This window comes from Aquibaculum arenosum, assembly GCF_029222965.1.
GTDB lineage: Bacteria > Pseudomonadota > Alphaproteobacteria > Kiloniellales > DSM-21159 > Aquibaculum > Aquibaculum arenosum.
In genome coordinates this window covers 74110-95907 of record NZ_JARHUD010000009.1, presented here as the reverse complement: position 1 = coordinate 95907, position 21798 = coordinate 74110, and the positions used below count along the sequence as shown (strand labels likewise).

Genomic DNA, 21798 nt, shown 5'->3' with positions numbered 1-21798 from the left:
TTTGGGCAAACAGGGGTAACAGCTTACCCCCCTATTCCTGGCTGCGCGACCTTCCAGGCCAGCACCGCCCCCTACCCGAAGCGTTTCACCACCCGCATCACGCCTGGATCATCGGGGCAGCTTTGGGTCGTGAAGCCGAGGTCGGTTGCCATGGTGAGCATGCGGCGGTTGTCGGCGAGGACGTCGCCCCAGACCTCCTCGATGCCGCAGGATTCGGCGTAGGCCAGGATGCGGCGCATCAAGAGGTAGCCCAGGCCCCGGCCCTTGAGGTAGGAGCGCACCGCCACCGCGTACTCCGCCCGGCGGTTCTCCGGGTCTGCCGCCACCGTGACCCAACCCCAGATCTCGCCCGGGTGCTCGGGGTCGAGGGCCACCAGTGCCATTTCGCGGTTGTAGTCGATCTGGGTCAGGCGCGCCGCCGACTCGTGGCTCAGCGCCGCCATGTGCGAGAAGAAACGCATGCGCACGTCTTCCGGCGTCAGGTGCGCAAAGGTGCGCTGCAGCGCCGGCTCGTCTTCGGGACGGATCGGGCGGATGGATATGATCGTGCCGTCACGCAGTTCGCCCTTCTGCTCCAGCGATTTAGGATAGGGCCGGATTGCCAGGCGCGCGCGGGCGCCGCGGGCGGCTTCGGCACCGCTGGGCTTGACCCGCACCCGGGCGTCGAGCGCCACCACCCCTTTTGAGTCCGCGAGCAGCGGGTTGATGTCCACCTCGGCGATGTCCGCGAAGTCGGCGGCAAGCTGCGCCAGGCGCACCAACGCCAGGGCGATGGCATCGAGATCGGCGGCTGGGCGATCGCGATAGCCTTCCAGCAGGCGATAGACCCGCGTTTCCGCCATCAGTGAGCGGGCCAGCGCCAGGTTGAGGGGCGGCAGCGCCACCGCCTTGTCGCGCACCACCTCCACGGCGGTGCCGCCCTGTCCGAAGAGCACCACGGGGCCAAACTGCCGGTCCTCCACCAATCCGAGGATGAGCTCCTGGGCGCCGGGCCGCCGCGCCATGGCCTGGACCGAGAAGCCTTCGATCCTTGCTTCGGGCCGGTTCTGGCGTACGCGCTCCAGCATGGCTTCGGCCGCGCTGCGCAGGGCGTCGGCATCGGCCAGGTCAAGCTGCACGCCGCCAACGTCGCTCTTGTGGGTGATGTCGTGGGAGAGGATCTTGATCGCCACGGGATAGCCGATGCGCCCGGCCGCCGCCACGGCGGCTTCCACGTCGCCCGCCACCTCGGTTGCCACAACCGGGATGCCGTAGGCCGCGAGAAGCTGCTTGGCCTCGGGTTCATTCAGCCACACACGCTCCTCGCGCTGGGCGCGCTGCAGCAGGGCGCGGACGCTCGCGCCGTCGGGCTCCTCGCTGTCGGGGATGGAGGGCGGGGTTTCCATCAGTTCGGTCTGGCTGCGGCGGTAGCGCACCAGATGCATGAAGCCGCGCACGGCGCGCTCCGGCGTGTCGTAGCTGGGCATGCCGGCTTCGCTGAACAATCGGCGGGCTTTCAGGGGCGCGCGTTCGCCCAACCAGGCTGTAAAGACCGGCGGCTTGGCTCTGCGCCGGTCGCGTGGCCCCAGGGTGTCGATCACAGCCTGGGCCGCAGCGGTGGGATCGGCGACCGCCACCGGGCAGTGCATCGCCAGAACGGCATCCACCTCGCGCGCTTCCAACAGCGTCTCGAGGGCGCCTGCGTAGCGCGAACCAGGGGCATCCCCGATGATGTCTACCGGGTTGCCCCGGCTCCAGGTGCTGGGCAGCAGTCCGTCGAGGCGGGTGATCGTTTCCGGTGTGAGTTCGGCCAGATGCCCGCCGCCGTCGATCAAAGCGTCGGTCGCCAGCACCCCCAGACCGCCGCCGTTGGTGAGGATCGCCAACTTGTCTGCACCCCGGCGCGGCAGGGCCGTGGCGGTGGAGAGCGTCTGGGCGGCATCGAAAAGCTCTTCCAGGGTGAAGACCCTGAGCGCCCCGGCCCGACGAAAGGCAGCGTCATAGACCTCATCCGCCCCGGCCAGCGCTCCGGTATGGGAGGTGGCGGCCTTGGCGCCTTCGGCATGACGGCCGCCCTTGATCACAATAACCGGTTTGCTGCGCGCGCAGGCCCGGGCGGCCGACATGAACTTGCGCGCATCGGTGACCGCCTCGACATAAAGCAGCACCGCGCGGGTGCTCGGGTCGACGGCGAGGTAATCCAACATGTCGCCGAAGTCGACATCGGCCATGTCGCCGAGAGAGACCACGTGAGAGAAGCCGATGCCCCGCGGCGTGGCCCAATCCAGCATCGCTGTCACCATGGCCCCGGACTGGGTCACGAAGGCCAAGTCGCCGGGCAGCGCCGGAATGTGCGCGAAGCTCCCGTTCACCCCCAGATGGGGCAGCATGACGCCGACGCAGTTTGGCCCCGCAATGCGCAAGGTGTGGGGCCGCGCTGCGTCGAGCAGCTCCTGGCGCAGGCTGCGGCTTTGCCCGCCAGTCTTATCCTCCTCGGCCGGTGTATTGAAGCCGGCAGTCACCACGACCGCCCCGCGGGTGCCGCGTGCGCCCAGTTCGGCGACGATCCCTGGCACGGTCTTAGGCGGCGTGACGATGATCGCCAGATCGGGGGTTTCCGGCAGCGCCGCGACATCCGAATAGGCCAGCACGCCCTCGATTGCCCGCTCATGGGGATTGACCGGCATCACCGGTCCCTCGAAGCCGGCGTGGAAGAGGTTGCGCGCCACCACGCGGCCCACCGAGCCCTCCCGCCGGCTGGCCCCGATCAGCGCGATGGAGCGGGGTTTGAAGAGTGCGTCGAGATTGCGTGTGGTCACGTCGTGGCCTCCTTTGTGCGTCAGCGCGGGCCGGTTCGACCTTTATAGCAGCAATGCGCCTTGGCCGCTTGATGCGCGTCAAGTGGCCCACGGATGCCGCACTATCCGGTCGCGCTGCTCTCGGCTGGCACCGCGCCGCGTTTGGGGCTGCTGCCTTCGGGAAAGAGCTTCATGATGACGAGCAGCAACGGCAAACCGATCAGGGCCACACCCGCCGTTATGACAAAGAAAGTCGCCCAATCACCGTCCAGCCCGTCCACCATCGCCCCGGCCGAGGCCGAGAACCAGATGCGCGCCAGATTGCCCAGTGAGGCCAGAAGCGCATACTGCGTCGCCGTGTAGGCCACATTGCAAAGACTGGAGAGGTAGGCAACGAAGGCGACGGTCGCCAAGCCGCCGGTGAAGTTGTCCGCCACCACTGCGAGAATGAAGATGGTCATGCTCTGGCCCGAGACGGCGAGCCAGGAGTAGGTCAGGTTGGTCACCGCCGCAGCAACACCGCCGACAAAGAGCGCGCGCAGCGTTCCGAGGCGGTGCACCAAAAAGCCGCCGATCAGGATGCCGATGGCATTGGCGCCCAGGCCGTAGACCTTGCTGACGTCCGCAATGGCGACGAGGTCGAAGCCCATCTCCCGATAGAAGACGCCGGACATGCGTCCGAGCAGCGCGTCGCCCAGCTTGAAGACGAAGATGAAGATCAGGATCAGCAGCCAGCCGCGCCGCTTCATGAAGTCGAGGAAGGGCGCCACCGTGGCGACGTAGATCCAACTCAGGGCATCGCCCAGCTTCTGTCCCACCTGACGGTGGATCCAGCCAGTGGCGCGGCGCTCGCTCTCCACCGTTTCCTCGGGTGGGCGGAAAGGCGGCTCGGGCGAGAGCAGCACCGCCGCCATGCCGATACCGACGGCCAGCGCCAGCACGAGATAGGCAATGTTCCAGCCGAAAGCAGCGGCGAGATAAAGGCCCCCGGCGCCGCCCACCAGTGTGCCGCCCAGATGCCAACCCCAGATGGCCGCGGCCGAGCCGGCGCCGTACTTCTCCGGCTCCAGGATATCGATGCGATAGGCGTCGATCACCACATCCTGGGTTGCAGAACTCGCAGTCACAAAGATCGCGGCCAGGGCCATGGTGAAGAGGCTGATCGCCGGGTCGGTAAACGACATGACCACCAGGGCGCCCATAAGCCAGACCTGGGTGAAAAGCGCCCAGCCGCGCCGGCGCCCGAAGCGCCGCGTGAGGAAAGGCAGCGGCAGCTTGTCGATCAGCGGTGCCCAAAGAAAGTTGATGGCATAGGGCGTTGCCACCAGCGCGAAGAGGCCGATGTCGGTGCGGCTGACGCCGGCATCCCTCAGCCAGATCGACAGATTAGAGAAGACGAGCGGCGCCGGCAGGCCGCTGGCGAAGCCAAGACAGAGGATCGTGGCGATCCGCCGGTCGGCGTAGATCTTCAGGCTGTCGAGCCAATCGCGCATGAGGGCAGTCATGGGCGGGGAGACTACAGCCCTTGCTCGCGTCGTGGGAAGAGGCTGCAGAGATGCGCGGCGCGGAACATCGGCTTAGTCGTAGCGGCGGCGGTCGTCGATCACCTTGCCGTCATTGGGCAGCCCGCCCGGCGTACAAAGCTCCACCTCGCCACGCATCCGGGTTTCAGCCAGCAGGCTCTCGACCACCCGTTCCGCCAAGCCCGCGGAGGCCCCCTCGGCCTCGCAGCGCAGCACCATGACGTCGCTCTCGCCCTTGCGATCGATCTCCAGCCGGGCCTTGGAGAGTTCGGGATGGCGTTTCACGACCGCAGCCACCTGCTCGGGATGAACGAATTGCCCCTTCACTTTGGCGGTCTGGTCGGCGCGCCCCATCCAGCCTTTGATGCGCATGTTGGTGCGCCCGCAGGGGCTCGGGCCATGCAGCACCGCCGACAGATCACCCGTGGCGAAACGGAGCAGCGGATAGGCGGGATTGAGGCTGGTCACCACCACCTCCCCCACCTCACCCTCGGGAACGGGATCGCCGGTGCCCGGGCGCACGATCTCCAGGATCACGCCCTCATCAACCACCATACCCTCCTCGGTCGGCGTTTCGTAAGCCACCAGCCCCAGTTCCGCCGTGGCGTAGCATTGCCGCACGGCGACGCCGCGCTCGGCGTACTCCTGGCGCAGGGAGGGGAAGAGCGCTCCGCCGGAGACGAGCGCCTTCGTGAGGGAAGACAGGTCGAGGCCGAGCTCGGCGCCCTTGTCCAGGATGACCTTGAGGAAGTCCGGTGTCCCGCACCAGCCGGCCGGCCGCAGATGGGCAATGGCCTGGGCTTGCTGGTCACTCGCCCCCACGCCAGCCGGGACCACGGCACAGCCCAGCCGCCGGGCGCCGGCATCCAGAATCCAGCCGCCGGGCGTCAGGTGATAGGCAAAGGAGTTGTGGACGATCTCACCGGCACGAAATCCCGCTGCAAAGAGCGCCCGGGCCATACGGCCATAGTCGCTCTCTCGATCCTCCAGTTCATAGATCGGCCCGGGCGAGACGAAGATGCGCCCGGCCTGACCCGGCGCCACTGCGGCATAGCCGCCGAAGGGCGGCTCTTCGGCCTGCAGACGGGTCAGGTCGGCCTTGCGGGTGACCGGAAGCCCTGCCAGATCAGCACGGCTTTGCAGGCTGTCGGCCTCTACATCGGCAAGCAGGCGCCCATAGGCGGGCGCCTTCGCCTTGGCATGGATGACCTGGGCACGCAGTGCCTTTAGCAGGTCCGTCTCACGGGTTTCAGGATCACGGGTTTCCAAGGCGTCGTAGAAATCACTCATCCCAGCCAACGCTTCCGTCGCTTGTAGTGTTTGACATCGCGGTAGGAGCGGCGTCCGGTGCTCGACAGCCCCAGATAGAACTCCTTAACATCCTCATTCTCACGCAGGGCGGCCGCCTCGCCGTCCATCACCACGCGACCATTCTCCAGGATGTAGCCGTAGCGGGCGTACTTGAGGGCAATGTTGGTGTTTTGCTCCGCCAGCAGGATGGAGACGCCCTCCTCCTCGTTGATCTGCTTGACGATCTCGAAGATCTGCTCGACCAGCTGCGGCGCCAGGCCCATGGAGGGTTCGTCGAGCAGCACCACCTTGGGCCGGCTCATCAAGGCACGGCCAATGGCGCACATCTGCTGTTCGCCGCCGGAGGTGTAACCCGCCTGGCTGCCGCGTCGTTCCTTCAGCCGCGGAAAATAGGAATAGACCATCTCCAGGTCGCGCTCGATGGCGGCGCGCCCGTCGCCCCGGGTGTAGGCGCCGGTCATGAGGTTTTCCTCGATGGTCAGATGTTCAAAACAGTGCCGCCCCTCCATCACCTGGATCACGCCGCGGCGCACCAGATCGTTGGGCGTCAAGTCCTGCACCCTTTCCCCCTCGAGCTCGATGGAGCCCTTGGTGACCTCGCCACGCTCCGCGCGCAGCAGGTTGGAAATGGCTTTCAGCGTCGTGGTCTTGCCCGCGCCATTGGCACCCAGCAGGGCCACGATGCCCCCCTTGGACACGGAAAGCGAGACACCCTTGAGCACCAGGATGACGTGGTCGTAGATGACCTCGATGTTGTTCACCGCCAGCAACGGCTTGTCCGTCGCAGCGGCAGGAGTGTCGCTGCGAAGCCGCTCGGCGAGCGCGGCCTGGCTCATGGGCTGGTTCCTCCCGTCAGGAAAAATCCGGGCGGCCGAAGCCGCCCGGTACACACACCTTACATTTCTTCAGAGCAGTCCCGCAGTTCGATACCCTGCTCCTCGGCATACTGAGCGGCGGAAGACTCATAGGCCGGGCGCAGCTCGTCGTTGCGCGGTTGGATCCAGTCGGACGCCGGCTCCCAGGCCTCGCCGTTCCACTGCTGCACATAGGCGGAACCACCGCCTTCATGGTCCTCGCACGACAGCTGGATTTCGCGAGCGAAGCCGGCCAGGCCCATCTCTTCCCAGCGCTCATCGGTGATGTGCAGATTTTCGAAGCCCCAGCGAACCTCCTCGCCGGTCAAGGGCCGCTCGCCGAACTCGGCTTGGGCCGTGCGTACGGCTTCGGTGGTCAGCGCCGCGTTCAAGACACCGCGATTGTAGTTCACCTCACCGACGCCTTCGCGTTCGCCGTAGCCCTCGTCCTCGTCGTAGAGGAGAGTGAGGATGTCATTGATGGCGGGGAAATCCGTTCCAGTCGCGTGGAAATTGAGCGCCTTGTAACCGGTACCCGCGTTGCCGGCCGGCCGCACATCCGGCTCCGTGCCCGACCACCAGATGCCGATGAAGCGATCCATGGGATAACCAATGGCGGCTGCTTCCTGCACCGCGGTGGAGTTCATCACGCCCCAGCCCCACATCAGAGTCCAGTCCGGCCGCAACTGCCGGGCGATCTGCAGCCAGGTTGCCTTCTGTTCCAGGCCTGGAGGCGCAACCGGGTAAAGTGAAAGCTCGTAGCCCTCCTCCTCAGCCAGACGCTCCAGCGTGGCGATCGGCTCGCGACCATAGGCGCTGTCGTGGTAGACGAGCGCGATCTTCTTGCCCTGCAGGTCGCCGCCTTCTTCTTCCTGGATGTACTGGATCAAGGCGTCTGCCCCGGCCCAATAGGTGGCGGGCGCGGTGAAGATCCAGGGGAAAACCCGACCGTCGGATGCGTCCGCTCGGCCGTAGCCCATGGATAGCAAGGGCACGCGATCCTGAGTCGCGCGCGGGATCAGCGCATAGGTGATACCGGTTGACAGCGGGCTCCAGGCGGCCGGTTCGGAGGGGCCCGCGTCCTTCAGGCGCTCATAGCACTCGACGCCGCGGTCATTGTTGTAGGCCGTATCGCATTCCTCGTAATAGATCGACACGCCGTTAATGCCGCCGTCGCGCTGGTTGAGCATTTCCAGATAGTCGGCATAGCCGTTGGCGAAGGGAATGCCACTGGGTGCGTAGGGACCGGAGCGATACTGCAAGCCCGGGAAATACTGGGCATTATCCTCGTCCTGGGCCTGGACCGACGTCGCTGTGACTGGCACTGCCAGCAGGGCAGCTGCGGCCGACCCGATCAGAAGTCGTTTCAGGGTCATGCTACTCTAACCTCCCTCGGTTGCCGGGATTTTGTCCCCGGCTGGTTGAACCTGCCTCTGCGGCAGGGTTGCTGACGACGGCTAGTAGGGGAAGGGCCAGCGGCGCAGCTTCTCCTTGCCGATCTGCCAGAGTCTCGCGAGCCCGTTGGGTTCGACGATCAGGAAGAACACGATCAGGGCGCCAAAAATCATGAACTCCAGGTGCGCGATCAGATCCACTGGCAGGCGCAGCCCAACCATGGCCGGCAGGTTGCTGAGCGCAATCGGCAGGAGGACGATGAAGGCCGCCCCCAGGAAGGAACCCAGGATGGAGCCCAGGCCGCCGATGATGATCATGAAAAGCACCTGGAAGGAGCGCGTGACCTCAAAGGCCAGAGCCTCGACCGACGCGGTGTACATGAAGGCCCAAGCTGCCCCGGAAATGCCGATGAAAAAGGAGGATACGGCAAAGGCGGAAAGCTTCGCCGCCATCGGGCGGATCCCGATGATCTCCGCCGCGATGTCCATGTCGCGGATGGCCATCCAGGCCCGCCCCAGGGCACTGCGCACCAGGTTCTTCGCCACCAGGGCCAGCGCGGCCGTAAAGCACAAGAGGAAGAGATATTTGTTCACCGGCGTGGCCTCGATGCCGGTGATGTAGAAATTGCCGAAGAGCGCGCGCGGCGGCGCGGTGATGACGCCGGCCGGGTTGTAGTTCGTCCACCAGGGATTCTGGGTGAACATCCAGATCAGGAAGAACTGCGCCGCCAGGGTTGCGATGGCGAGATAGAAACCCTTGATCCGCAGCGAGGGAATGCCGAAAGCAATGCCCACCAGCGCCGTGCCGAACCCGGCCATGAGGAAGATCAGCAGGATGTTCACCTCAGGCATCCAGGTGGTCAGCTTGAAGGTGAAGAAGGCGCCGCAGGCCATGAACCCACCGGTGCCCAGGCTGACCTGCCCGCAATAGCCAGTGAGGATGTTGAGCCCGATCGCCGCGATTGAGAACACCAGGAAGGGCACCAGGATCGAGTTCAGCAGGTAGTTCGTGGCGATGAAGGGGATCACCAGCAGAGCGAAGAGAAAGATGAGCAGGACGCCAATCCGGTCCTGCCGGATGGGGAATATCGCCTGATCCGAGGCATAGTCCGATTTGTACTGGCCGGCTTCGCGGTAGAACATTCCCTCAGACCCTTTCGATGATCTTCTCGCCGAACAAACCCTGGGGCCTGATCAGCAGGAACAGCATGGCGAGCACGTAGGCGAACCAGTCCTGGATCGCGCTGCCGATATAGGTCGACAGGAAGACCTCGGCGATCTGCTCCCCCGCTCCGATGATCAGGCCGCCGACGATGGCGCCGGGAATGGAGGTCAACCCACCCAGAATCAGCACCGGTAGGGCCTTCAGTGCGATCAGGGCCAAGGTGAACTGCACACCCATCTTGCTGCCCCACATCACGCCGGTGACCAGCGCCACGATACCTGCAACCGACCAGACGATGGCCCAGATGGTCTTGAGCGGAATGCCTACGGACAGCGCCGCCTGGTGATCGTCGGCAACCGCCCGCAGGGCCCGGCCGATGCGCGTTTTCTGGAAGAAGATCGCCAAGATTGCGACGAGGGCGCCGCCAACCAAGGCCGCGATCACGTCGAACTGGTTGACCAGAATGCCGCCTTCGAAAGTCTCCTCAAAGATGAAGATCGGCGTGCGCGGAATGCCAATATCGAGCTGCTTGACGTCCGAGCCCCAGAGCGTCTGGCCGAAGCCGTCCAGGAAATAGAAGATCCCGATGGTCGCCATGAAAAGGATGATGTGCGGCTGGTTGACCAGCGGGCGCAGCACGGCCCGCTCAATCGCCATGGCAAGCAGCACCATGACACCGGCTGTTGCGAGAAAGGCCAGGGTCCAGTGCAGCCCCCAGCCCATCAATCCCACCATAGTGAGCGCGGCAAAGAGCACCATGGAGCCCTGGGCAAAGTTGAAAATGCTCGAGGCCTTGAAGATCAGCACAAAGCCGAGTGCCACCAGCGAGTACATGACGCCTTGCAGCGTCCCCGCAATCAGCACCTCGAGGAAGTAACCCCAGGTAAAGTAAAGCTGGGAGTCGATGGCGCTGATGCCCTGCAGCAGCAGCCCAAGACCAATGATTGCCGCGGGCGGGATGATCAGCCAGGGCAGGATCCTCATAGGCACGGTGCTTGTCCCTCCCTCAGTGGCCAACGCCAAGGTAGGCGCGGATCACCTCCTCGTCGCGGCGCACTTCATCCGGCGGCCCGTCGGCCAGTTTCCGCCCATAGTCGAGCACCACCACCCGGTCCGAGATATCCATGACCACGCCCATGTCATGCTCGATCAACGCGATGGTGGTGCCAAACTCCTCATTCACGTCCAGCACGAAGCGGCACATGTCCTCCTTCTCCTCGACGTTCATGCCGGCCATCGGCTCGTCGAGCAGCAGCAGTTCCGGCTCCATGGCCAGAGCGCGAGCCAGTTCCACCCGCTTCTGCAAGCCATAAGGCAGGCGCCCCACCGGAGTTTTGCGGATGGCTTGGATCTCGAGAAAATCGATGATTTGCTCGCAGTACTCGCGGTGGCGGATTTCCTCGCGCTGATTGGGGCCCCAATAGATGGCCTGCAACAGCATGTTGGTGCGCATCTTCAGCAGCCGCCCGGTCATAATGTTGTCCAGGGTCGACATGCCCTTGAACAGCGCCACGTTCTGGAAGGTGCGGGCGATGCCCTGCTTGGCGGCATTGTGGGGGCGCATCTTGCGGCGCACCTGCCCCTTGTAGGTGATGGTCCCGTCCTGGGGATGGTAGAAGCCATTGATAACGTTGAGCATCGAGGTCTTGCCGGCCCCGTTCGGGCCGATGATGGCCCGGATCTCGCCCTTGCGGATGTCGAAAGAGATGTTTGTCAGCGCCTTCACCCCACCGAAGGCGAGAGAGATGTCCTTCACCTCCAGCAAAACCTCATCGAACACGCGCGCGGTGTTTTGCGTCACGCCACCATCCTCTTGTTGGTTCTGGTTGGGGGCCGCAGCGGTCGCAACAGCGCTCATTCCGCAGCCTGTCGGATTGCGGGTTGGACGGGCGGGAAGGTTTCCACATCGGCGATCGTCAGGTCACCGTCGAGACGGCCCTTGCGACCATCCTCGAACGTCACCTCGACGGAGGCGTGCACTTCAGTACGGCCGTCGTAGAGTGCCGCAATCAGTTCGGCATAGCGCTCATTGACGATGCGCCGGCGCACCTTGCGTGTGCGGGTCAGTTCGCCGTCATCGGCATCCAGTTCCTTGTGCAGCACCAGGAAGCGCCGCACCTGGGAGCCGGCGAGCTTGCTGTCCTGCGCCAGATCCCGATTCACCTGCTCCACATTCTCCCCAATGACCGCGTAGATCTGGGGCAAGGCCGCCAGTTCCTGATAGCTGCCGTACTGGATGGAGTTGCGCTCCGCCCAGTTGCCGACCGCCTCCATGTCGATGTTGATGAAGGCCGTGGCGAAGGGCCGTTCGTGACCGAAGACCACGGCCTCCTTGATGAAGGGAAAAAACTTCAGCTTGTTCTCGACGTACTTGGGCGCGAAGAGGCTGCCATCCTGCATCCGCCCCACGTCCTTCGCGCGGTCGATGATCTTGAGATGACCGGTGGCCTCGTCGAAGAAGCCGGCATCGCCGGTACGCACATAGCCGTCCGGCGTCAGCGCCTCAGCGGTGTTCTCATCGTCCTTGTAATAGCCCTGGAACTGACCCGGTGACTTGAAGAGGACCTCGCCGCCCTCCTCGATGCGGATATCCACATTGGGAATCGCCGGTCCCACGGTATCAGCGAAGATGGCGCCGTCGGGCTGGGCTGTGACGTAGAGGAAGGCTTCCGTCTGACCGTAGAGTTGTTTCAGGTTCAGCCCGATAGAGCGGTAGAAGGAAAAGAGATCGGGTCCGATGGCCTCGCCCGCCGTATAGGCCACCCGGATGTTCGAGAAACCGAGCACGTTCTTCAGAGGCCCATAGATCAGCAGCTCGCCCAGCGCATAGTGCAGCCGGGCAGGCAAAGGCACCTTCTCTCCGTTGAGGATCTTCTCGCCGTGACGCTTGGCCAGGGCGATGAAGTGGTGGAACAGGGCACGTTTCATGCGCCCAGCATCTTCCATACGGATCATGACCCGGGTCAGCAGGTTCTCGAAGACCCGCGGCGGGGCGAAATAGAAGGTCGGCCCGATCTCGCGCAAGTCCTGCTCCACCGTGTCGGCGCTCTCAGGACAGGCCATGCAGAATCCGGCCACCAGGCCTTGTGCATAGTTGAGATAGTGGTCGCCCACCCAGGCAGGCGGCAGATAGGCCAGCACCTGGTCCCGGTCGTTCAAGTGGTCGAAGGCCACGGTGTCACGCGCCGCATTGATGCAGCCTGCGGCAGTCAGCACCACCCCCTTTGAGCGACCGGTGGTGCCGGAGGTGTAGAGGATGACGGAGATGTCGCTTCCCCTACCAGCGGCCACGGCCTGCTCGTAGAAATCGGGATGCGACTTGAGAAAGGTTTGCCCTTCCTTCTGTACCGCCTCGTAATCATGCAGGAAGGGCTGATCGTAATTGCGCAGTCCGCGGGGATCATCATAGATGATCGTCTCCAGCGTGCGGCAACGCTCCTTCAGATCCAGGAGCTTGTCCACCTGCTCCTGATCCTCGACCACTGCGAATCGCGCTTCGGCATGGTCGAGGACAAAGGCCATCTCCTCGGCCACTGAGTCCTGATAGAGCGGTACCGGAACGCAGCCCAGGGCTTGCGCGGCCGTCATGGCCCAATAGAGACGTGGGCGGTTATCACCCACGATGGCCACCCGCTCGCCACGCTGCAGTCCCAGCGCCGCCAGGCCACAGGCAAAATCCCGAACTTCGGCGGCAACCTCCTTCCAGGTCGAGGTCTGCCAGATACCGTAATCCTTCTCGCGCATCGCCGGACGGTCGCCACGGACCTCGACGTGATGGGCAAGCAGCTTTGGAAAGGTATCGAGCGACTCCGGCGGCAGGTTCGTTGTGCTCATCGCACTCTCTCCCGCGATGGAGCGGCGCGATCCGCGCGGCATAAGCGCAGCGCGACGCAGCGCTCAAAGGGCGTGGCTGCACGATTGTCAGCGACCATCGCTGGGGACTCCCCGAAAGCCTCTTGTTCTCCCTGTCAACGCACTGCGCCGGCGCCTGTTTCTATTGTAGCGCTTGCAGCGAGCACGCGGCTCCATGAGCCAAGTCCATGCTAGCGCCCTCATTTCTCAGCGCAATAGGGAGTTTTCACATAAAGGCTACGCAGCGCATTGCGCGCGTGCTGATCGTCTCTGATCGGCGGGCCTTGGCTGCGCGAGCCGGAGAGCGTATATATCCGCACACTTCAAGACAGCGGTTTCCCGCCGACATGGTCGCTACCGGTCGCGGGGCGCTAGCCCGACATCGCTTCGCTGTTCAGGTGAGCTTTATCGGTGGAAGCGACCCAGAACCGCCGGTCCCGGCGCGGCTCCCCGTGCCGACCGGCACGGCATAGGAGAGATCCGGTGACCCCAGGACATGACAGCCTGAAAACCCGCCGTACCTTGGACGTCAAAGGCCAGGAGTACGATTACTACAGCCTGGAGGCGGCCGCCGAGCAGATCGGCGACATCAGCCGCCTGCCCTTCTCGCTCAAGGTGCTGCTTGAGAACTTGCTGCGCTTCGAGGATGGCAAGACCGTCACGGTCGACGACGTCAAGGCCGTCGCCGGCTGGCTCGAGAAGCGCCGTTCCAGTCGCGAAATCGCCTACCGTCCGGCGCGCGTGCTGATGCAGGACTTCACCGGCGTGCCCGCCGTGGTCGACCTTGCCGCCATGCGCGAGGCCATGACCAAGCTCGGCGGCGATCCCCAGAAGATCAACCCGCTCTCGCCCGTCGACCTGGTCATCGACCACTCGGTCATGGTGGACGAGTTCGGCAACGCCAAGGCCTTTGCCCAGAACGTCGACCATGAGTTCGAGCGCAATGGCGAACGCTATGCCTTCCTGCGCTGGGGCCAGACCACGTTTGGCAACTTCCGCGTCGTGCCGCCGGGCACCGGCATCTGCCATCAGGTGAACCTGGAGTACCTGGCCAAGGTCGTCTGGAACACCGAGGTGGACGGCCGCAAGATCGCCTACCCCGATACCCTGGTCGGCACCGACAGCCACACCACGATGGTGAACGGCCTGGCCGTTCTCGGCTGGGGCGTCGGCGGCATTGAGGCTGAGGCCGCGATGCTGGGCCAGCCGATCTCTATGCTGCTGCCGGAAGTGGTTGGCATGAAACTGACCGGCGAGTTGAGCGAAGGCGCCACGGCGACCGACCTGGTGCTCACAGTCACCGAGATCCTTCGCCGCCATGGTGTGGTCGGCAAGTTCGTCGAGTTTTTCGGCCCCGGCCTGAAGCACCTGACCCTGGCCGATCGCGCCACCATCGCCAACATGGCCCCGGAATACGGTGCCACCTGTGGCTTCTTCCCGGTGGACGAGGAGACCCTGCGCTATCTGGCCTTCACCGGCCGCGACCCCGAGGTCGTCGAACTGGTGGAAGCCTACGCCCGCGCCCAGGGCATGTGGCGTCTGGACGAAGCGGACCAGGATCCCGTTTTCACCGAGACTCTGGAACTGGACCTCGGCAGCGTCGAGCCCTCGCTGGCGGGGCCGAAGCGCCCGCAGGACCGCGTTGCACTGTCCGACATGGCGCAGAACGCGCAGAAGACCATCACCGATGCCGGTTCGGCGCTCGATGCCTCGGCACCGGTCAAGGATGCGTCCTACAGCCTGCCGAACGGCGCGGTGGTCATCGCGGCCATCACCTCTTGCACCAACACCTCCAACCCCTCGGTGCTGATCGCCGCCGGCCTTCTGGCGCGCAAGGCACGGGAGAAGGGGCTGAAGGTGAAGCCGTGGGTGAAGACCTCCCTGGCTCCAGGCAGCCAGGTGGTCACCGACTATCTGGAAGCCGCCAATCTTCAGGACGATCTCGACGCCCTGGGCTTCGATCTCGTCGGCTACGGCTGCACCACCTGCATCGGCAACTCCGGCCCCTTGCCGGAGCCCATTTCCGAGGCCATCGATGCCGGCGATCTGCACGCAGCCGCGGTGCTGTCGGGCAATCGCAACTTCGAAGGGCGGGTGAATCCGCAAACGCGGCTCAACTATCTGGCCTCGCCGCCGCTGGTGGTGGCTTATGCCCTCGCCGGCGTGGCGACTGCCGATCTGATAAATGAGCCGCTCGGCACCGGCAGCGACGGCGAAGCGGTCTTCCTCAAGGACATCTGGCCGACCAACCGAGAGATCGCGACCGTCCTCGAGCAGTCGCTTTCGCCGGAGATGTTTCGCAGCCGCTATGACAACGTCTTCCAGGGTCCGCCGCAGTGGCAGACCATCAAGACCTCGAGCGGCATGACCTATAAGTGGGATCCGGGCAGCACCTATGTGCGTTTCCCGCCCTTCTTCGAGGACATCACGCCGGAGCCTGGCAGCTACGAGGAGGTGAAGGGCGCGCGGCCGCTGGCACTGCTCGCCGATTCCATCACCACCGACCACATCTCGCCGGCCGGTGCCATCAAGCGTGACAGCCCGGCGGGCCACTACCTGATGGGCTATCAGGTGCGTCCGCAGGACTTCAACTCCTACGGCGCGCGCCGGGGCAACCACGAAGTGATGATGCGCGGCACCTTCGCCAACATCCGCATTCGCAACGAGATGGTGCCGGGCGTCGAGGGCGGCTTCACCAAGCACCGCCCCTCGGGCGAGATCATGCCGATCTACGACGCGGCCATGCAATATCAGGCCGAGGGCGTGCCGCTGGTGATCGTCGCCGGCAAGGAGTACGGCACCGGTTCGTCGCGCGACTGGGCGGCCAAGGGCACGCGCCTGCTGGGCATCAAGGCAGTGATCGCCGAGTCCTTCGAGCGCATCCACCGCTCCAACCTGGTCGGCATGGGCATCCTGCCCTTGCAGTTCCCGGAGGGCGTGGACCGCAAGTCGCTCGGCCTCACCGGTGACGAGGTCTTCGACATCGAAGGCTTCGCCGGCGGCATCACCCCGCGCATGGACATCACCTGCCGCATCCATCGACCGGACGGCTCCAGCGAGGAAATCAAACTGCTCTGCCGCATCGATACGGCCGATGAGGTGGAGTACTACCGCCACGGCGGCATCCTGCACTACGTTCTGCGCAAGCTGAACGAAAAGGCCGCCTGACGCCTTCGCAAGAAGCACAGAATCGGCAACGGCCCGGCTGTCTCTCAGCCGGGCCGTTCTGATTCGGGGTTCAAGGGCCGGTAGCTGGCAGTCCTAAAGCCAGCGCCGCACCCGACGCCGGTAATCCTCATACTCCTGGCCGAAACGCCGTGTGAGGTAGCGCTCCTCGCGCAGCACCACGCCCCGGTGCAGCGCCAGAGCCAGCAACGGCAGAATGAGCAGCGGCCAGAGGCTGTCCGCCAGCAGACCGCTGGAGGCCTGCAGCAGCAACAGGCCGAGATACATGGGATTGCGCGTGAAGCGGTAGACCCCGCCGGTGGCCAGGCGCCGCGTCGGCTTCCAGGGCTCGGCCGGCGTTTGGAGGCGCCGGAAGGCGCGCAGGGCCGAGAGCGCGCCAAAGGCTGCCGCCAGGATCAATCCGAACCCGAGCGGCAAGCGCAACCAAGCAGTCAGGCCACCGCCGAGCCCCAGGGGCAGTGCCCAATGCAGCAAAGCGGAGAGTGCCAGCGCCGCGGCGAAAAGCAGCGGCGGCGGCGCGATCACGCCCGCTGTGCCACGGTCGACGGCGGTCTGCTGCCGCTGTTGGCGCTGCCGACGCGCCATGGCGCCGATCAGCCGCCGGTGGTGCTCATGTGCCGGGCCGCCACGCCGTGCGTTCCCTGCTCCCGGTCGATGATGAAGTCATGGCCCTTGGGCTTGCGCGAGATGGCCTCGCGGATCGCCTGCTCCACAGCCTCATCGGCTTCGCTGGCGCGCAAGGGGGCCCGCAGGTCGGCCGCATCCTCCTGGCCCAGGCACATGAAGAGCGTGCCGGTGCAGGTCAGGCGAACGCGGTTGCAGCTTTCACAGAAGTTGTGCGTGAGCGGGGTGATGAAGCCGATGCGGCCGCCGGTTTCCCGACAAGAGAAATAACGCGCCGGGCCGCCGGTCCGATGGCTGCTTTCATCCAGCGTCCAGCGGGTCGCCAGTTCGCGCCGCACCTCGGTCAGCGGCCAGTATTGATCGAGGCGCAATTCCGGACCGATATCGCCCATGGGCATGACCTCGATGAAGGTGAGATCGAAGCCTTCCCGGCCGCACCAGGCAACCAGTTCGTGGATCTCCTCGTCGTTGACGCCCTTGAGCGCCACGGCGTTGATCTTGACCTGGAGCCCGGCCTGCTTGGCCGCTTCCAGCCCCTGCATAACCTTATCAAACTTGCCCCAGCGGGTGATCGTCTTGAACTTGTCCGGATCGAGCGTGTCCAGGGAGACGTTGATGCGGCGCACGCCGGCCTTGTAGAGCTGATCGGCATAGCGGCTGAGCTGGCTGCCGTTCGTGGTCAAGGTCAGCTCCTCCAGGCCGCCGCCGTCGAGGTGTCGCCCCAGCCGATCGAAAAGCCACATGATGTCGCGCCGCACCAGGGGCTCCCCGCCGGTGATGCGCAACTTGCGCACCCCCAAGCGCACGAAAGAGCTGCACAGGCGATCCAGCTCTTCCAGGCTCAAGATCTCCGCCTTGGGCAGGAAGGTCATGTCCTCCGACATGCAATAGGCGCACCGAAAATCGCAGCGATCGGTCACCGATACCCGCAGATAGGTAATGGCGCGTGCGAAGGGATCGATCAGTGGCGCCGCCGGCGTGCCAGCGGAATCAAGCCCAGCGGAATCAAGCATGGAGCCTCACATTTCTCTCCGTGGTGGCGCTGCCAGTCCGAAGCCGGCAGCGTTCTTTCCGTTCGAATATAACGCTTCTGCCCGGAGATTTCTTCCCCAAAATCATCGTGGTCTTGGCCCTCGACGCCGCTACTCCTCCTCGATCAACCGCAACAGAGTCTCGATGCGCTCCGGCGGGAGCTCGGCAATGCGCTCCGCCAAGCGGTTGGCAAGCAGTGTGGCGCGGTGGTTGAGATTGGCCGTATCGACCCTCACGCGCGGGTGCGACAGATCCGCCAGGCGCTGCAGCGCTTCCGCCTCGTCCCAGATGATGCCGAGATATTGGCAGACGCGATGCACGAAACGTCGGTTTGGCCGGCCGCGATGGCCCCGCTCCAGGGCGGAAAGGTAGGCAGGCGTCACGCCCAGCCCCGCGGCCATCTCGCCCAACGCCAGCCCGCGTTCGCGCCGCAGTTCGCGCAGCCTGGCGCCGAAGGGCGTCATCCCCGCACCTTCTCGCGCTGGCGCCGGAGCAGGAGGTAGAGAGCGCCCTGGCCGCCATGCTCCGGGCGGGCATGGTCGAAGGCGAGTATCTTGTCGCGCATGCCGGCCTGATTGAGCCAGAGCGGCACCTGGCGGCGCAGCACCCCAGCCTCGCCGCCGCGCCCCTTGCCGGTGATGACCAGAATGCACCGCCGGCCAAGCGCCGCCGAGCGACTGACGAAACCGGAAAGCGCCGCATGCGCGTCGGCCTGAGTCATGCCGTGCAGGTCGAGACGAGCCTCGATGGGGAGTCTGCCACGCCGCAGGCGTTGGGCCTTGCGCTTGTCCAGCCCGGCAACATCGCCGTGGCTGAGTTCCGGCACAGCGGGTGACCGCGCCTTGGCCGGCAGCAGGGCACCCTGGGCTGTCGAGCTCTTCAGTTCCGGCCGACGTTCACCGGGGGTCTGGGAGGAAAGCGGTGCGGGCGCCTCGGTCTCAACCGCGCGGGGCCGGGGCCTCAGCGGCTTGGCATCACGAGTGATGTGGCGCCACAGCCGAAGATCCTCCTCGCTGGGCCGGCCCGGTCTGGAGCTTCTTCGCGTGGATGCCACAAGCCACAGCCCCCTAAGCCGGCTCGGTTCCGTCCTCAACGAGGACGATATGCAACCGACGCGGGCCGTGGGCGCCAAGCTCAAGTTTCTGCTCAATATCGCCGGTACGCGAGGGACCGGTGATCATGTTGACCGTGCGCGGCATCGTGCCGTCATAGACCTCCCGCAGGCGATCCCAGACCTCTTCATAGGCACCGGCAACCTGCCCGGCGCGCAACACCACCACATGGGTTTCCGGCAGGAAGTTCAAAGTGGTTGGCGTCTGCGGTCCGGAATGCAGCACCAGAGTGCCGGTTTCGGCTACCGCAGCAAAGGCCGGTGTCACCGATACGCGATCCTCCGGCGCCGCCCGCCCCTCCGAGAGTTCCAGCATCGGCACCTTCTCCGCCCAGGGCAGCGCCTGCAGGTCGGGATGCGGCGCCAGTCGGGCCTGCAGCGGCAGATTGCTCTGGCGCAGATAATCGGCAACGGCGCCCGGCACGTCATCGCTCGAGGCCACACGAGTCACGGTGGCATTGACCCCTTCGGCCTGGTTCACGAAGAGCTGCAGCAAGGCCTCCCCCGAGAGCTGGCCACGCTGCGGGACCGTGCCGCGCACACGGCTGCGCAGGCGGGCTTCAACCGCCGCCTCTGCCCCGTCCCCAGGCTGACGCTTGAGCGAGCGGCGCAGGCCACCCAGGACCGTCTCGCGGGCACTCATGGCGCACCTCCCGACCGCTGTTGCCGTTCGGCCCAGAGCGCCTGGAAGCTGCGGCCGGCCGGCGCCGGCATTTCACGATGCGCGGTCCAGCCCCCCGCAAGAGGCAGGTTGGAGAAGCGACCGCGCTTGCGCCCGGCGCGGCCTAGGAAACGCACCCCAAGACTCGTCGCCCAGCGGTACAGCCGCGGCCGTTTGGCAAGAAACGCCCAGGCTTCGATGCCGATCCGCGCCTTGGGGGGCGTCTGGTGTTGCTCGAACTCCCGCTCGCGCCAATGCCGCATCATCTTCGGCAGGGGGATGCGCATGGGGCAGACCGCCTCGCAGCGCCCGCAAAAGGTCGAGGCATTGGGCAGATGCCCAGCCTCATGCACGCCGATCAGCGAGGGCGTCAGCACCGCGCCCATCGGCCCGGGATAGACCCAGCCGTAGGAGTGTCCACCGACGGCGTGATAGACCGGGCAGTGGTTCATGCAGGCACCACAGCGGATGCAGCGCAGCATGTCCTGGAACTCCGTGCCGAGCATGGAGCTGCGGCCATTGTCCAGCAGGATCACGTGATACTCACCCGGGCCATCGGGATCGTCCGCACGCCGCGGGCCGGTGGAGAAGGTGGTGTAGGAGGAGAATTCCTGCCCCGTGGCCGAGCGCGCCAGCACCCGCAGGATGGTGCTGCAGTCCTCCAGGGTGGGCACAACCTTCTCCAGGCTGGCGATGACGATGTGCGCCTTCGGCAGGGTCTGGGTCAGGTCACCGTTGCCCTCGTTGGTGACGATCACGCTGGTGCCCGTCTCGGCGATCAGGAAGTTCGCGCCGGTGATGCCGACATCGGCATCGAGGTAGCGCTGGCGCAACACCTGCCGCGCCTCGTCGACCAGCTGCGTCGGCTCGGACAGCGGACGCTCGGGCGACAGGTGCCCGTGCACCCGCCGGAAGTCGCTTTCCACCTGCTCCTTGGTCACATGCACGGCGGGCGCAATGATGTGGCTCGGCGGTTCGTTGCGGATCTGGATGATGTACTCACCGAGATCGGTTTCCACCGGCTCGATGCCCTGCTCGCTCAGGAAGTCGTTGAGCGCGATCTCCTCGGAGATCATCGACTTGCCCTTGGTGGCCGTGCGGGCATTCAACGAACGGCAGATCCGCAGAACCGCCTGGCGCGCTTCCTCGGCATTGGCGCACCAGTGCACCTTGCCGCCGTTTTCTGTCACCTTGGCTTCATAGCGCTCCAGATAGAGATCCAAATGCGCCAAGGTATGGTCCTTGATCGCCTTGGCCTCGTCACGAAGCTGCTCGAACTCCGGCAGCCGGTCGGCCGCCTGCTGGCGCTTGTCGATGAAGCCGCTGCGCACATGCCCCATGGCCCGCTGCAACTCGGTATCCTGCAGCGCACGGTGGGCATTGTCCTTGAAGGCGTGAGAGGTTGCCTGCATCGCTCAGCCCTACTCCGCCGCCGGCCGTTGCGGCCTTGCCGGCTCGCCAATCGCCGGCTCGTCCGTCTGCCCGGCCAGCACTTCGGCCACATGACGCACCTCGACGGCCGCACCGCGGCGCTGCAGCTTGCCGGCCATGTTCATCAGGCAGCCCAAGTCCCCGGCGAGCAGCAACTTCGCCCCGCTGCGTTCGATGTTCTCAGCCTTCTTGGTGACGATGGAATCAGAGATCTCGGGATACTTGACGCAGAAGGTGCCACCGAAGCCGCAGCAGACCTCGGCCTCCGCCATCTCGCGCAGTTCCAGCCCCTCCACCGACTGCAGCAGTCGGCGGGGTTGTTGCTTGATGCCCAACTCGCGCAGGCCGGAGCAGGAATCGTGATAGGTCGCGGTGCCGGGCCAGGAGGCAGCCACCCGCTCCAGCCCCATCACATCGGTCAGGAAGGCCATCAACTCCCAAGTCTTGCCGGCCAGGGCGCGGGCCTCCTCCGCTTCGGGCTCACCGGCGAAGATAACGGGGTAGTGCTCATGCAGCATGCCGGTGCAGGAGCCTGAGGGAGCCACGATATAATCCACGTCGCGGAAGGCACGCAGCACCGTGCGCGCGACGTCGCGCGCGTCGCGGCGGTCGCCTGAGTTGTAGGCCGGCTGACCACAGCAGGTCTGCCCTTCCGGCACCACCACGCGACAGCCAGCCTCCTCCAGAAGCTTCACCGCGGCAAAACCGACGCTGGGCCGAAAGAGGTCGACCAGACAGGTGACGAAAAGGCCCACCCGGGGGTGCTCTGGGGGGTGTTCTGGGGCGCGTTCAGGTCGCTGTTCTGGGGCTGGAACCGTGGTCATAGGGCTCATACTCCTGAGGTGCGGGCGAGAATGGTATGATGAATGGGGAATGG

The 21798-nt window shown here is 65.2% G+C and carries 17 protein-coding genes; 1 reads left to right on the top strand and 16 read right to left on the bottom strand.

From position 1 onward, the window contains the following. Window positions 1-71: 71 nt before the first annotated feature. From P2G67_RS14105 to P2G67_RS14065, 9 genes are all read right to left on the bottom strand, one after another. Window positions 72-2798: a bifunctional acetate--CoA ligase family protein/GNAT family N-acetyltransferase gene (locus tag P2G67_RS14105; protein WP_275823886.1), complete on the bottom strand. Its 2727-nt coding sequence runs from the start codon at window positions 2796-2798 to the stop codon at window positions 72-74. Window positions 2799-2899: 101 nt separating this feature from the next. Then, entirely contained in the window at window positions 2900-4282 is a 1383-nt protein-coding gene (locus P2G67_RS14100) for an AmpG family muropeptide MFS transporter (protein WP_275823885.1), read from the bottom strand. Window positions 4283-4354: 72 nt separating this feature from the next. After that, on the bottom strand, window positions 4355-5590 hold the full coding sequence (locus P2G67_RS14095; RefSeq protein WP_275823884.1) for a phenylacetate--CoA ligase family protein: 1236 nt from the start codon (window positions 5588-5590) through the stop codon (window positions 4355-4357). Further along, window positions 5587-6447: an ABC transporter ATP-binding protein gene (locus P2G67_RS14090; protein WP_275823883.1), complete on the bottom strand. Its 861-nt coding sequence runs from the start codon at window positions 6445-6447 to the stop codon at window positions 5587-5589. Before P2G67_RS14090 ends, P2G67_RS14095 begins: the two co-directional genes overlap by 4 nt. 59 nt (window positions 6448-6506) lie before the next feature. After that, window positions 6507-7841, bottom strand: coding sequence for an ABC transporter substrate-binding protein (locus P2G67_RS14085; protein ID WP_275823882.1), 1335 nt, complete (start codon window positions 7839-7841; stop codon window positions 6507-6509). 81 nt (window positions 7842-7922) lie between these two features. Continuing rightward, the gene (locus P2G67_RS14080) at window positions 7923-9002 is read right to left on the bottom strand and encodes a branched-chain amino acid ABC transporter permease (RefSeq protein WP_275823880.1); all 1080 of its coding nucleotides are present in this window, start codon (window positions 9000-9002) and stop codon (window positions 7923-7925) included. A gap of 4 nt (window positions 9003-9006) precedes the next feature. After that, window positions 9007-10008, bottom strand: coding sequence for a branched-chain amino acid ABC transporter permease (locus tag P2G67_RS14075; protein ID WP_322099717.1), 1002 nt, complete (start codon window positions 10006-10008; stop codon window positions 9007-9009). A 22-nt stretch (window positions 10009-10030) separates the two neighbouring features. Further along, window positions 10031-10825 (bottom strand): ABC transporter ATP-binding protein, encoded by a 795-nt coding sequence (locus P2G67_RS14070; RefSeq protein ID WP_275823878.1) that lies wholly within the window; start codon window positions 10823-10825, stop codon window positions 10031-10033. A 53-nt stretch (window positions 10826-10878) separates the two neighbouring features. Beyond that, window positions 10879-12858 (bottom strand): AMP-binding protein, encoded by a 1980-nt coding sequence (locus tag P2G67_RS14065; RefSeq protein ID WP_275823877.1) that lies wholly within the window; start codon window positions 12856-12858, stop codon window positions 10879-10881. A 501-nt stretch (window positions 12859-13359) separates the two neighbouring features. On the opposite strand from P2G67_RS14065, the gene acnA reads away from it, so the two are divergent. Next, complete coding sequence (gene acnA, locus P2G67_RS14060) at window positions 13360-16044, top strand: aconitate hydratase AcnA (protein WP_275823876.1); 2685 nt, start codon at window positions 13360-13362, stop codon at window positions 16042-16044. 93 nt (window positions 16045-16137) lie between these two features. Here the strand turns inward: acnA and P2G67_RS14055 are convergent, their stop codons facing one another. The 7 genes from P2G67_RS14055 to P2G67_RS14025 form a co-directional block, all read right to left on the bottom strand. Continuing rightward, window positions 16138-16647, bottom strand: coding sequence for a methyltransferase family protein (locus tag P2G67_RS14055; RefSeq protein ID WP_275823875.1), 510 nt, complete (start codon window positions 16645-16647; stop codon window positions 16138-16140). 8 nt (window positions 16648-16655) lie between these two features. Further along, window positions 16656-17699 carry a GTP 3',8-cyclase MoaA gene (moaA, locus tag P2G67_RS14050; protein ID WP_275823874.1) on the bottom strand — a complete coding sequence of 348 codons (1044 nt, stop codon included), beginning with the start codon at window positions 17697-17699 and terminating at the stop codon, window positions 16656-16658. Window positions 17700-17828: 129 nt separating this feature from the next. Further along, a complete protein-coding gene (locus tag P2G67_RS14045) occupies window positions 17829-18182 on the bottom strand; it encodes a helix-turn-helix domain-containing protein (protein ID WP_275823873.1) in 354 nt (117 codons plus the stop codon). Then, window positions 18179-18772 carry a Smr/MutS family protein gene (locus P2G67_RS14040; protein ID WP_275823872.1) on the bottom strand — a complete coding sequence of 198 codons (594 nt, stop codon included), beginning with the start codon at window positions 18770-18772 and terminating at the stop codon, window positions 18179-18181. Before P2G67_RS14040 ends, P2G67_RS14045 begins: the two co-directional genes overlap by 4 nt. A gap of 13 nt (window positions 18773-18785) precedes the next feature. Continuing rightward, window positions 18786-19472 (bottom strand): LutC/YkgG family protein, encoded by a 687-nt coding sequence (locus P2G67_RS14035; RefSeq protein ID WP_275823871.1) that lies wholly within the window; start codon window positions 19470-19472, stop codon window positions 18786-18788. Further along, on the bottom strand, window positions 19469-20902 hold the full coding sequence (locus P2G67_RS14030) for a LutB/LldF family L-lactate oxidation iron-sulfur protein (protein ID WP_275823870.1): 1434 nt from the start codon (window positions 20900-20902) through the stop codon (window positions 19469-19471). Before P2G67_RS14030 ends, P2G67_RS14035 begins: the two co-directional genes overlap by 4 nt. A 9-nt stretch (window positions 20903-20911) precedes the next feature. Continuing rightward, a complete protein-coding gene (locus P2G67_RS14025; RefSeq protein WP_275823869.1) occupies window positions 20912-21745 on the bottom strand; it encodes a (Fe-S)-binding protein in 834 nt (277 codons plus the stop codon). Between the last annotated feature and the right edge of the window lie 53 nt (window positions 21746-21798).